This window comes from Shewanella decolorationis, assembly GCF_004354305.1.
In the GTDB taxonomy this organism is placed as follows: Bacteria; Pseudomonadota; Gammaproteobacteria; order Enterobacterales; family Shewanellaceae; genus Shewanella; species Shewanella decolorationis.
On record NZ_CP037898.1, the window covers coordinates 2,927,339 to 2,940,146 of the forward strand.

The 12,808-nt window shown below is 47.9% G+C and carries 12 protein-coding genes; 1 reads left to right on the forward strand and 11 read right to left on the reverse strand.

Translation table 11 applies throughout. The features are described from left to right. Positions 1–56 precede the first annotated feature (56 nt). From EYR25_RS13295 to EYR25_RS13310, 4 genes are all read right to left on the reverse strand, one after another. The gene (locus EYR25_RS13295) at positions 57–1,556 is read right to left on the reverse strand and encodes a CoA-acylating methylmalonate-semialdehyde dehydrogenase (protein WP_023267425.1); all 1,500 of its coding nucleotides are present in this window, start codon (positions 1,554–1,556) and stop codon (positions 57–59) included. A gap of 134 nt (positions 1,557–1,690) precedes the next feature. Then, positions 1,691–2,881 carry a thiolase family protein gene (locus tag EYR25_RS13300; RefSeq protein ID WP_023267424.1) on the reverse strand — a complete coding sequence of 397 codons (1,191 nt, stop codon included), beginning with the start codon at positions 2,879–2,881 and terminating at the stop codon, positions 1,691–1,693. A 379-nt stretch (positions 2,882–3,260) separates the two neighbouring features. Further along, positions 3,261–4,202, reverse strand: coding sequence for a homoserine O-acetyltransferase MetA (gene metA, locus EYR25_RS13305; RefSeq protein ID WP_023267423.1), 942 nt, complete (start codon positions 4,200–4,202; stop codon positions 3,261–3,263). A gap of 69 nt (positions 4,203–4,271) precedes the next feature. Then, on the reverse strand, positions 4,272–4,706 hold the full coding sequence (locus EYR25_RS13310; RefSeq protein ID WP_023267422.1) for a YbaY family lipoprotein: 435 nt from the start codon (positions 4,704–4,706) through the stop codon (positions 4,272–4,274). 117 nt (positions 4,707–4,823) lie between these two features. Here EYR25_RS13310 and EYR25_RS13315 point away from each other — a divergent pair, with 117 nt between their 5' ends. After that, the gene (locus EYR25_RS13315; RefSeq protein ID WP_133180664.1) at positions 4,824–5,567 is read left to right on the forward strand and encodes an SDR family NAD(P)-dependent oxidoreductase; all 744 of its coding nucleotides are present in this window, start codon (positions 4,824–4,826) and stop codon (positions 5,565–5,567) included. Positions 5,568–5,652: 85 nt separating this feature from the next. Here EYR25_RS13315 and ompW read toward each other — a convergent pair whose 3' ends face one another. From ompW to phhA, 7 genes are all read right to left on the reverse strand, one after another. After that, positions 5,653–6,315, reverse strand: a complete 663-nt coding sequence (ompW, locus tag EYR25_RS13320; RefSeq protein WP_165953498.1) for an outer membrane protein OmpW — start codon at positions 6,313–6,315, stop codon at positions 5,653–5,655. A 458-nt stretch (positions 6,316–6,773) separates the two neighbouring features. Further along, positions 6,774–7,370, reverse strand: coding sequence for a nucleotidyltransferase family protein (locus EYR25_RS13325; protein ID WP_133180668.1), 597 nt, complete (start codon positions 7,368–7,370; stop codon positions 6,774–6,776). Positions 7,371–7,468: 98 nt separating this feature from the next. After that, the gene (gene maiA, locus EYR25_RS13330; protein ID WP_133180670.1) at positions 7,469–8,119 is read right to left on the reverse strand and encodes a maleylacetoacetate isomerase; all 651 of its coding nucleotides are present in this window, start codon (positions 8,117–8,119) and stop codon (positions 7,469–7,471) included. 83 nt (positions 8,120–8,202) lie between these two features. Next, positions 8,203–9,189, reverse strand: a complete 987-nt coding sequence (locus EYR25_RS13335; RefSeq protein ID WP_133180672.1) for a fumarylacetoacetate hydrolase family protein — start codon at positions 9,187–9,189, stop codon at positions 8,203–8,205. 338 nt (positions 9,190–9,527) lie between these two features. Then, complete coding sequence (tyrR, locus tag EYR25_RS13340) at positions 9,528–11,066, reverse strand: transcriptional regulator TyrR (RefSeq protein ID WP_011717658.1); 1,539 nt, start codon at positions 11,064–11,066, stop codon at positions 9,528–9,530. A 274-nt stretch (positions 11,067–11,340) separates the two neighbouring features. Further along, positions 11,341–11,679 carry a 4a-hydroxytetrahydrobiopterin dehydratase gene (locus tag EYR25_RS13345; protein WP_011626686.1) on the reverse strand — a complete coding sequence of 113 codons (339 nt, stop codon included), beginning with the start codon at positions 11,677–11,679 and terminating at the stop codon, positions 11,341–11,343. An 81-nt stretch (positions 11,680–11,760) separates the two neighbouring features. After that, positions 11,761–12,576 (reverse strand): phenylalanine 4-monooxygenase, encoded by an 816-nt coding sequence (gene phhA / locus EYR25_RS13350; protein WP_088585809.1) that lies wholly within the window; start codon positions 12,574–12,576, stop codon positions 11,761–11,763. Positions 12,577–12,808 lie beyond the last annotated feature (232 nt).

A 12,808-nucleotide genomic window follows, 5' to 3' on the forward strand; every position in this document is an offset into this window, starting at 1 on the left:
CGTTTAGACTGAATCACCTGCCGTTTCACAATGCGTTGAAACTGTTTTTAAACCGCTTAGCGCAAGTTAATGCTCATATTTGGACCTGCGGCCACGGTAATATCCGACTCGAACCAGCGAGAGGTAATGGTTTTAGTTTCAGTGTAGAAACGTACCGCTTGTTTACCGTAAGCGTGTTGGTCGCCGTAGAAACTGCCCTTCCAACCCGTGAACGAGAAGAAAGGTAATGGCACAGGGATAGGCACGTTGATACCGACTTGGCCAACTTCGATTTCGTGTTGATATTTACGGGCTGCGGCGCCGCTTGCGGTAAAGATAGAGGTACCATTGCCGTAAGGGCTGGCGTTAACCAGTTCGATGGCCTCTTCTAATGAATCGGACTCCATACAGCAGAGCACTGGGCCAAAGATTTCTTCTTTGTAGATGCTCATGTCGGTCGTGACCTTAGTGAACATGGTTGGCCCGACCCAGTTACCTGACTCATAGCCCGCCACAGTAAAGTCACTGCCATCGAGTAAACACTCTGCGCCCTCTTCCTTACCTTGGGCGATAAGTTTGAGCACGCGCGCTTTAGCAGCTGGGCTAATCAGCGGGCCGTAACCCGCTTCTTTATCGTCCCATAAACCTGGGCGAACCTTTGCCAGCGCTTCTTTGAGCTCAGGGATCCACTCCTTAGCCGCGCCGACAAATACCGCGACCGAAATCGCCATACAGCGTTGCCCCGCAGCACCGACCGATGCACCGACCAAGTTGTTGATCACTTGCTGCTTATTCGCATCAGGCATGATCACGCAGTGGTTTTTTGCCCCAGCAAAGGCTTGCACTCGTTTTAAGTTATCGGTACCGGTTTTGTAGATGTATTGACCTACAGCCACAGAGCCAACGAAGGAAATGGCTTTTACCGCAGGATCGGCCAGTAGGATATCGACCGCAGTTTTATCGCCATGCACCAGCTGTAATACGCCCTTTGGCGCACCCGCTTCAACAAACAGCTCAACTAAGCGCTGCGGCGTCATAGGGTCTTGCTCAGATGGTTTGAGGATAAATGTGTTACCGCAGGCAATCGCCAGTGGGAACATCCACAGTGGGATCATCGCAGGGAAGTTAAACGGCGTGATGCCCGCACACACGCCAAGAGGCTGAGTGTAGCTGTAGGTATCGATTGAACGCGCGACGTTCTCAACGGTTTCGCCCATCAGTAATGAAGCAATGTTGCAGGCATGTTCCGCCACTTCAATTCCGCGCCACACATCGCCCTTGGCATCCTCAAAGGTTTTGCCGGTTTCTTTGGCAAGGATAGTCGCCAGTTCGTCGTGGTGTTCTTTTAACAAGTGTTGGTAGCGCAACATGACACGGGCACGCTCAGACACAGGTACTTCTTTCCACGTCTTAAAAGCAGCCTTGGCACTGGCTATGGCCGCGTGGACTTCATCGGCCGTAGCACTATTAATAACGGCAATCGGCTCGTTATTGGCGGGATTGGTCACCACAATTTGTGATGTACCAGTGCCTGTGGTGAATTCGCCATCGATGTAATGCTTAACTTGTGTGGTCATGTTGCAATCCTTTTCCTTGTTTAGGGTCGAGCTGGCGGTGCGATATTATATTTATCCTCAGCGGGATGTTTGCCCTTGCCAGCTCAGTCTTGGTCTTGTTGATTGTTTTGCCGTGATTCGCGATAAGCCTTTGATTAGACTTCGATAGCCATAGCTGTGGCTTCACCGCCACCGATACAGAGTGAGGCTACGCCGCGCTTAAGCCCACGGGCTTTAAGTGCATGAATTAAGGTCACCAGCAAACGTGCACCCGAGCAACCGATAGGATGACCTAAGGCACAGGCGCCACCGTTCACGTTCACTTTGGCCATATCTAAACCTAATTCAGAAACCGCCAGCATAGTCACCATGGCAAAGGCTTCGTTGATTTCGAACAGGTCAACCTCATCCTTAGACCAACCCACATTGCTCAGCAGTTTTGCCATAGCGCCAACGGGCGCTGTGGTAAAGAGTGATGGCTCCTGGGCATGGGTTGTATGACCCTTGATGGTGGCCAGCACTGTTAAGCCTAACTGCTCGGCATTGGCGCGGGTGGTTAGCATCAGCGCCGCTGCGCCATCGGAAATTGAGCTTGAGTTTGCCGCAGTAATAGTGCCATCTTTAGCAAAGGCTGGGCGCAGTGCAGGGATTTTTTCAGGACGGGCGTTACCTGGCTGCTCATCGGTATCGATAGTCACATCACCACGGCGATCGCTCACAGTCACAGGTACAATTTCCGCCTTGAAGGCACCAGAGTTAATAGCAGCATTGGCTTTTTCGAGCGAGCTTAAAGCAAACGCGTCCATTTGCTCGCGGGTTAAGCCATATTCATCGGCAGTTTTCTGGGCAAATGTGCCCATAGCACCACCAGTGTAGGCATCTTCTAAACCATCGAGGAACATATGATCTAATACCTTGCCATGACCCATACGCATGCCTGAGCGCGCTTTATCTAGCAAGTAAGGGGCTTGGCTCATGCTTTCCATGCCACCTGCAATTACCAACTTAGCACTGCCCGCTTTGAGTAAATCGTGGGCAAGCATCACGGTTTTCATCCCAGAGCCACAAACTTTGTTTACGGTCGTAGCGCCTACAGACAGAGGTAAACCTGCACCTAAAGTCGCCTGACGCGCTGGCGCTTGCCCAAGACCCGCAGGCAATACGCAGCCCATTAACACTTCATCGACCTTATCAGGCGCAACTTGGGTATCGGCTAACAGGGCTTTGATGGCGGTGGCCGCTAAGCTCGGAGACGTTACGCCAGACAAACTGCCTTGAAAGCCACCCATTGGGGTGCGTTTAGCGGCAACAATAACGATCTCTTGGTTAAATTGTTCAGTACTCATGGGGACTCCAAGCTAAAGGTGCCTTGGCGGTAACAGTCGCCAACGGCGGATAAATAGTGACAATGAAACCACTCTGACGTTTACGCGAACGTAAAGCAAGTATTCCTTGGTCTAATGTGTCGAGAAAATCCCACAAAAATTGTCAGTCAGGATTTACAGTCAAGGGAGTGAAAAGTCGCGTTAATACGGTGAGGCAGAAGTTGCCAACCCCGTAATCAATTTAAACCGAGGTAAAATAGGCAGGATAAAAAAGCTTACAAAACGATATAGCGAACACAGCGTGATAAGCAGAGTGGCCTTGGTTAGCCAAAGCCACTCGATTTAAGAGAGCACTAACATAAACGCTAAAACATGCACTAAGCCGAATGCGAAGAGGGAATTATTGTGATTCCCATGGCGTTACCGCCGACATATCGCTTAAGTCGTAGGGCGTTAATTGGTAAACGTAATAGTTGAGCCAGTTGCTGACTAGCAGGCTGCCATGACTGTGCCAACGAGCAATGGCATCGGCCTTAGGATCGTCATTACGATAATAGTTTTGCGGCACATTGGGATTTAATCCCTGCGCCAAATCCCGATGATATTCATCGTTTAAGGTAGATTTTTGGTATTCGGGGTGACCCATGACAAACAGGTTGCGATTGTTACGACTGAGGACTAAGTAGGCCCCAGCCTCATCGGATTGTGCCAGTACCTGCAGCTCTGGGTGCTGTTTAAGTTCCTCGATATCCATCTCTGCAAAGCGTGAATGCGGCGCAAAGAACTCATCATCGAATCCGCGCAGCAGCGGGAAATGTTGGCAAGTGCGGCGATGCACAAACACCCCAGAACGCTTTTGCTGCAGGATTTTGCGATTTAAACCATAGAGATGGTAAAGCCCAGCGTGCGCCGCCCAGCAGAGGAAGAGCACTGAGGTCACATGTTGCTGTGACCAATCGATAATCTCGCGGATATGGTCCCAGTAAGTGACCTCTTCGAAATCGATTTGCCCAAGGGGCGCGCCCGTGATGATCAGGCCGTCGTAGTTTTTATGGCGCACGTCCTCAAAATCACGGTAGAAGGTGTTCATATGATCGATTGAGGTATGCTTCGACTCTTTATCGTGAATACGCAGTAAATCGACATCCACCTGCAAAGGCGTGTTACCTAATAGGCGTAGAAGCTGGGTTTCTGTCTCGATTTTATTGGGCATCAGATTCAGGATCAGCACCTTCATTGGCCTGATATCTTGATTGGCTGCCCGGGTCTCGGACATGACGAAAATATTTTCAGATTCTAAAATCCCTGCCGCAGGCAGATGATCTGGAATTTTAACTGGCATACCGCGCCTCTTCTATTCAACAATCAAAGGTTCCGGCGCGCGTATGCCACTCATCAATGAGCAAACAAATTAGCGACCGACTTTCTCAAGCAGTATCGTCATAGGCTCTGTCGAATTGAGGTCGACATGATAGGCTTGAGTATTAATAAACAATAACTTATCACCGAGCATTATCCTTGCCCCAATGGCATAGGTATGCCCCGCTTCAAACTGATCACGCCCTATAGTAAAACTAAATGGCGTAGGGGTTTTAGCGCCTTGACTCTCACGCTCTGCCATCACCACAGCAGGCACATCCATCTTAGAGACATCAAGCAACTGCACTATCAACTTGGCATCGGCGGGCAATGCGATACGCTCGCGGTACATGGCCTCACCTTTAATCTCAACAATCGCATTAGGTGTGGCACAACCTGAAATCACCGTGGTGACGGCGAGTAATACCATAGCCGCTAATTTTTGCCATGCAGATGTCAGTCCGCTAATCCTTAACCCTTGTCTCATTTCATTTCTCCCAATCATACATAAAGACTTCTGGATGTCTATACGCCCGAGCTATAAATCTTGTCACGCTGGGCATATCTTCCTATGATAAGCCACCATTTCGTTGCCGAAAAATTTATGACCCAAGCAACTGCGATAATTGTGGGCGCTAGCTCACATTTAAGCCGCGAACTTGCCAAACAATTGGCCGATCAGCAGGTTGAATTAGCCCTTTTTGCTCAAGATGTCGAATCACTCCGCGAATTTGCCTCGATCCTGCCAACTAAAGTTCAGGTTTTTTCTCTGCAAATTGAACAGCCAAGCGCCATCATCAAGCAACTCGAAAGCGTCTGGCACGACTTAGGTGGCGCCCACTTAGTCTTAGTGAATACCGGACTCAATAGCTACGATCCAGAGCTGCCATGGCTACCAGAGCAGGACATTATCGATGTCAATGTGCGGGGCTTTGCCGCTATCTGCAATACGGCATTTAGATTATTTCGCGAGCAGGGTTATGGCCAGCTTGCCGCCATCAACTCGATTGCTGGTCTGCGCGGCGGCCCAAGTGTGGCTTATCATGCCTCTAAAGCCTTTGCGCAAAACTATTTGGAAGGCTTAAGCATGCATGCCCAGCGGCTTAAATTGCCCATTACCATTACCGATATCCAACTCGGTTTACTGGATAAGGCCGCCATGCAACAAAGTACGCTATGGCTTGCCCCGCTCCCGCAAGTGGCAGCGCAGATTATTAAGGCTATGCAACAAGGTAAACGCCGTGTCTATGTAACCAAGCGTTGGCGCTTAGTGGCTTGGCTAACGAAATTGCTGCCGGAATTTATCTATAACACGCGCCATTGGAAGCCGAAAAAATCCAAAAAGTAGTGTTATGCCGCGTTTAGCTTTATAAAACTGCGAAAAACAAAAAAGGAGCCACAGGCTCCTTTTTTGTTACTTTAAAATCAGATGATTAGAAAGTGTAGCCAACGCTCACCATATAAACCCATGGGTTAATATCTGTGCTGATTGTAACGGGAGTGCCTTGGTATTTAAATTTAACATCGCTATCAATTTGTGCGTACCACACAGAGGCGTTCACTAACCAGTTTTTATCAAATTGGTAATCTAAACCCACTTGCGCAGCTAAACCCCAAGAAGTGCTCATACTTAGATCGGTTAACGAACCACCTAAGTCGTTGGTGAAGTCATTGTCGAAGAAATTAGTGTAGTTCACACCAACGCCCACATAGGGACGTAATTTAGACTGAGCATCCCCGAAATAATATTGAGCAACTAAAGTTGGTGGTAAATGCTTAGTTTCTGCAATTTTACCAACACCAGCTAGAGACACATCATGGCTAAATGGCGTTGCAGCTAATAGCTCAATACCAATGTTATCAGTCAGCATATAACCGAAATTCAAGCCAAGTTGAGTATCGTTACTGACTTTAAACTCACCTAAATTACCTACACCAGGAATTACAACATCATCACTTGATTCATTTGGTGCAACAACCACAGCACCGGCACGAACAATAATATCGCCCGCTTGATGGGCAGAAACAGAAGCAGAAAAACCAGCGGCTAACAGGGTGGCAGCGATCAGTGTAGAAACAGTAGTTTTATTCATCATCATACTCCATATGTACAACATAGATTTTTGTTTTACATTACATCCTTAACAATTGACGCCTACACTGCCAGATAAATTTCTTTACCTTATTGATCCAAATCAAAATTAAGTGGTGATACTTATTTTGAGGTATAAGGCATGAGATCCAAGTCACGCTATATAAACATTTATTGATAATACCAGTTTGTTTTTTGTGACTTACCGCATTAATTAGCCATCACTAATAACCTCCACAAGGAGTAATAAGGAATAAATAGTCAGGCTCAAAATGAACATTTCATTTACATTGGTTAACATCAAAACACGCTAGAATTGGCCTAGTTTGATAGCAAAAAAGCTGAAGAATTTATATAAAGCTGGTAATGGAAAATAATGAGGAAACGGTGGAAATCAGAGTCCGTTACTTATGAACAGACCAGAAAATAAATCTCAAAACTCATATTGATGAAGTGAGTTAATTAGCCAAGGTCATTAGCCAAAGTCAATCGCGGATATTGTTTAAGCCAATTCTTTGCGGCAATTCGCTGCTCAAATACAGTCAACGCACGCTTGGGATTATGGGTTAACTGCAAGGCAAATAATGAGGTTAAGCCGAAGGGTGCAATCAGGTGTAAGTTATCGACCGCGGAAGATACTGTGTTAGGTATATGTTCAAAATACACAGCTACAGCCGTTTCCTGCTCTGGCCAATAACACATCGCATCCTGCGTCGATTGGTAGGGATTATCCTGATTCTTAAGGTGCATTCGCGCCTGATTTTTTACCGACCAAGGTAAGTCTGGTGCCAGTGTTTGTAGGTATGCTTCTATCGCCCTATCCCGCTCAGAACGAGTATCCAAGGGGCAATAGTAGATCAGATCGATATCGTTTAACGGACGCTGCTTAATATCGTGCAATTTGTCCCACACCAGATTGCGGACAAAGCCCGCTGCCAAGCACCACTGCGGCAAGGTATGCATCAGGGCGCATTGCTGCGCCAATTCAAGCGCCCTCATCCGCCCCCGATCTTGGCTTAGCCATGTGCGTAATAGTGCGGCTAATTCCGTTTCAGTCATGCCTAAAGTCTACTGTAATATCAAACACATAAAAAATGATATCGACTCACACCACTTTGTAATCGGTTTCAGAGCACTTATTTATGCTTGATCACGGGTTACACCGCGTCAGCCTGGCACTCTGGCGCTGCATCCGCAAAGGCTGGCAGCAAATTACACTCAGCCCACACCCGCATAATATTGGGGTACGGCGTTAAATCCACATTAAAACGCTGGGCGTTGTATACTTGTGGCACTAAACACAGATCCGCTAGCGTCACTTTGTCACCAAAACAATAGCGGCCACTATGGCGCACAAGTTGGGTTTCGAGCGCCGCAAACCCACTCGCCACCCAATGGTGATACCAAGCGGTTTTGGCTTCTTCATCGACGTTCAGCTTCTGAGTTAAATATTGCAATACCCGCAGGTTATTGAGTGGATGAATTTCACAGGCAATGGTTAAGGCCATGGCGCGCACATGGGCACGTTCAAGCGCCGACGCAGGCAATAGCGGCGTTTTAGGATATAGCTCATCCAGATATTCGATAATCGCCAAAGATTGGGTTAACGCATCACCATCCTGCTCATCATCAACCACCAGTGTAGGCACAAGTTCCTGCGGATTTAAGGCAATATAATCCGCTTTATGTTGTTCACCACCATCACGCACTAAATGCACCGACAACTGCTCGGCGCTCACGCCTTTAAGATTGAGGGCAATACGCACACGATAGGCGGCGCTAGAGCGCCAATAACCGTATAGTTTCATCTCACTCTGTCCTTATGTTCTGCTGAAAAAACGGGGCTAAAAGCCCCGTCAATATTATCTGTCACTGTGTTAGCACAAAAGCCTTACGCCTTGTACTCAACCACTTTTTGATCGATAGAGCCAAAAATAGAGGCGCCATTATCATCGAGCATTTCAATGCGCACTGTGTCGCCAAAACGCATAAACGGTGTGCTAGCTTTACCATCGGCAATGACTTCGAGCATACGTTTTTCAGCTAAGCAGCTTGAGCCAGCACTGCGGTCATAGTTAGAAATCGTGCCCGAGCCAATAATCGCGCCTGCGCCTAATGGACGGGTTTTAGCGACATGAGATATTAACTGACTGAAATTAAAGGTCATATCCACACCCGCATTCGGGCGACCGAATAGTTCGCCATTTAAATGGGTGATAAGCGGTAAATGCACCTTTGAATCTTCCCAGCGGTTGCCTAATTCATCTGGCGTGATAGCTACCGGTGAGAAGCTGCTCGAAGGTTTGGATTGGAAGAAACCAAAGCCTTTCGCCAGCTCTGCGGGGATCAGGTTACGCAGCGACACATCGTTCACTAACATCAACAGCTTAATGTGCGCTGTAGCATTTTCAACGCTCACCCCCATAGGCACATCATCGGTGATCACGGCGATTTCCGATTCGAAATCGATACCCCAGTCTTCGCTCGCCAGTGGGATATCCGCCTTTGGTGCGATAAAGCTGTCAGAGCCGCCTTGGTAAAACAGCGGATCGGTCCAGAAGGTTTCTGGCATTTCAGCGCCGCGCGCCTTACGCACTAATTCCACATGGTTAACATAGGCGCTACCATCGGCCCACTGATAGGCTCGTGGTAAAGGTGATAAACATTTGGCTTCATCGAAGGCTTGCGCGTTCGGTAATTTGCCTTCGTTAAGCGCATCATACAGTTCTTGCAATTGCGGCTTGAGCAGATCCCAACCATCGAGTAATTGTTGCATCGTGTGGGCAATCGCTGGCACGGCAACCGTTTGAGTAAGATCGCGGCTCACTAACATCAGCTGGCCATCACGGCGACCATTGTTATAACTGGCAAGTTTCATATCTGCTCCTGTGCTTCTACGGCTCGGCGTACTGCGCTTTTTATCTATTTATGGTTAGCCGATACGCTCAGCTAACGGGAATGGGTGACAACGAGTGCGGGCAATCTAGCCTTTTTAGACTCGCCGTATAGGGTTTGCTGCGCGTAGAAATACCCGAAGCGACGGCGGATTCCTATAGCGTGAGCAAAATCACATTTCACCCTATTATTTCACATTTTGTAAACTAATCATTACGTTTCATACCCTGCTGCCGCTTGTCACTATTTCGCAGAACGATATGGTGAAAAAGTCGGCAACAAAGTGGAACGATACTGTTACATCCTAAGCTTAAAGCAAGATTACTTTGGCTTGGCTATCTTGTATTCCCTGAGTTTGTTGGCGATGGCCGTATGGGAGACCCCTAATTTCTTCGCCAATTGGCGAGTACTGGGGTAAGCCGGATATAAGCGGCGCAGCAAGCTGGCCTCAAATTGCTTCATCGCATCATCGAGATTGCCTTCGAAGGCATTATCGAAATAACCAAAACCTTCGGCGTAGGATGGCAACTTAAGTTGCTCAACGGTCAACTCGCCCGAGCCATCCCACATAGATACTGCCCTAAAGACCGCATTCTTAAGCTGACGTACGTTACCCGGCCAGGCATAAGTCAATAAATGATCACGGCATTGGGCCGAAATTCGTCTCACCGGGCTAGAGAGTTGCTGGCTGTAGTGTTCAAGGAACATCTCCGTCAGCGGAATGATATCGACTTTACGCTCGCGCAGTGACGGTATATGGTAGCTAAGCACATGAATGCGATAGTACAAATCTTCCCTAAACTCACCAGTTTGGCAAAGCTCGGCTAAGTTTTTCTGGGTCGAGCAGATGATCCGCACATCGGCGCGAACTTCTTCGTCGCCACCAATGCGTCTAAAGGTGCCATCCTGTAATAACCGCAGCAGTTTAACCTGTGCCGCCTTAGACATTTCGGCCACTTCATCGAGGAACACTGTGCCGCCCTTCGCTTCTTCAAAAAAGCCGCGCTTAATGACTTTGCCTTGGCTAACGTAGCCAAAGAGTTCCTCTTCGGCGGCGCTATCGGGCAGTGCCGCACAATTAATAGCGATAAAGGGTTTCTCGCGGCGCATGCTAGCATCATGGCTGGCTCTGGCCATTAGCTCTTTGCCCGTGCCAGTCTCGCCGGTAATTAATAGCGGCGCATCGAGCTGCGCCATGCGGCGAGCTTGTTTTAACACTTCTTTCATCTTGTCGCTGCTGGCTAACACATTTTCAAAGCCCGCAGTTTGATTTTGCAGTGCATTGAATTGCTTACCGACCCGCGCAGGCGATTTAAGCGATACGACTGCGCCCACGAGGATGGTTTTATCATCCTCATCGGGTAAGTAAATCGGTAACATTTCGGCCAGATATTCGTTTTGGCCGATATTGACACGCGCCGCCTGCGGCAACACTTGGCTCTCACTGAGCCAGCGGCTGAAGTTAAACCCTTGCACCCAATGGTTTAAGGATTCATCGAGCACTTCATGCTCCCCCATGCCCATATTGAGCAGCGCCGACTCGTTGACGATACGAATGCGCGCCTTCACGTCGATGGAGAACACTGAGTCAGGGAGGGTTTTGAGTAAGGTTTTTAAGGCGTAGTGTTCCTGCTCCGAAGGCATAAACGACACAGTTCGCACATCGTGAACACTCTCCACTTTACGGATCTGCGGCATCAAGGCACTTAAGGTATCAAAACTGACCTCGGCAAATTGCAGGTAGAGAAAGCCCTGATTACTGGCATCGATGGCGATGAGATTAATGCCATAACGTTCTAACACGACTAAGATGTCTTTCGCTAAACCCACGCGATCTTGACAGCTAACTTCCAAGCGCATAATGACTGATATTCCCTATTTTGATTCGAATTTTGGGATAAACCGTGCAGAGCTATTATCTCGAGTTCGAGTCCTCAGGCTTGGCCTCGTAAGACATTCGTTTGATTAAGCCTTCATAGTTTACGCAAACGTAAAAGGCAGGATAAATAGCTGGGCGTGTATACGTTAGAAGGTTACGCTCAAAGTGGCAAGTCTAGTTTACAGCGTATTTGTAACAGGAAGAAAAAATCAGCGCTCAGATACAATTAAGGCGCTGATTTTAAAATTGAATTTTTTAATCTAACAACTGGTCGGTCTTGGCTGCCATAATGAAGTCATTCTTATGCAGCCCCTTGATTGAGTGTGACCACCAAGTCACAGTCACTTTGCCCCACTCGGTTAAAATGCCTGGGTGGTGGAATTCCTCTTCGGCCAGCTCCGCTAACTTATTGGTAAACGCCATCGCTAACTTAAAGTTTTTAAATTTGTAAACCCGTTCCAATTGCATGATGCCATCACGCACTTGCACGCCCCAATCGGGGATCATGCGGATAAGTTCGGCCAATTCTGCATCGGTCACTTTCGGCGCATCGGCTTGGCAAGCTTCACATTTCATTTGGGTTAACGCTGTCATACATACTCCTCTTGGCAACATTAGGGGATCAATCCGTTGCCCTTATTACGCTTTATTTAATTCGTTTTTAACAGTCAGCAGTTAGCTTGCCTTCTTGGCCTTAGGCGGATACTTAGGGGCAAACAAGCCTAGCTGACGAGCCTTAGCCACGTAGGCCATGATGTCCATCTTGGCAATTTCATCCAGCATATCAATATGTTCAATCACATAATAAATCGGCTGCATAATATCGATACGATAAGGCGTGCGCAGCACATCTAAGAGATCGAAGGGCTTACGCTCCGGCACTTGGCTTTCCATGGCATACAAGGTTTCGCCGGGAGAACTTAAAATACCGCCGCCGTAGATACACAATTCGCCATCTTGGGGCTTGAGTAAGCCAAACTCGACGGTAAACCAATACAGGCGCGCTAAAAAGACACGGTCTTCCTTGCTGGCATTTAAGCCCAATTGACCATAGATATGGGAAAAATGGGCGAAAGAAGGATTGGTCAGCAAGGGGCAATGACCAAAGATCTCATGGAAAATATCCGGCTCTTGCAGGTAATCAAACTCTTCCTTACGGCGGATAAAGGTCGCAACCGGAAATTCCTTGTTGGCCAAAAGCTCAAAGAAGCGGCCAAAGGAAATCAAGGCCGGCACGGCCGCGGTTTTCCAGCCCGTGGTGGCTTGCAATACTTTGTCTATCTCTGCCAATTGTGGAATGCGGTCCTTCGGCATCGCCAAGGCATCGAGCCCTTGGAGATATTCCTGACAGGCACGCCCCGGTAGGTTCACCGCTTGGCGAGCATATAATTGGCTCCAAATATCATGTTCTTCCTGCGGGTAATGGATATACCCTGAATCATCTGCACTTCGCGCAACATAGGGCGCGGTGTGCGCTATCTCTTTAGTCATAAAATTCACTTCATGGCTGACGCTAATGCCTCCATAGTGATCTAAGCCTCGATTTTTGTTAACTCCCTCACAGTTTATTGTTTACGCGATAATGTGACGCAAACGTAAAGCAAATATTACAAGTCATTTAAAAACCTTGGGGCATAAGTATTCAAACTTACAAAGACGGATAACCGTCCTTGACACTTGGGCGTAAAAATGACGACGATAGGCTGATAATATGCAGAAAAAC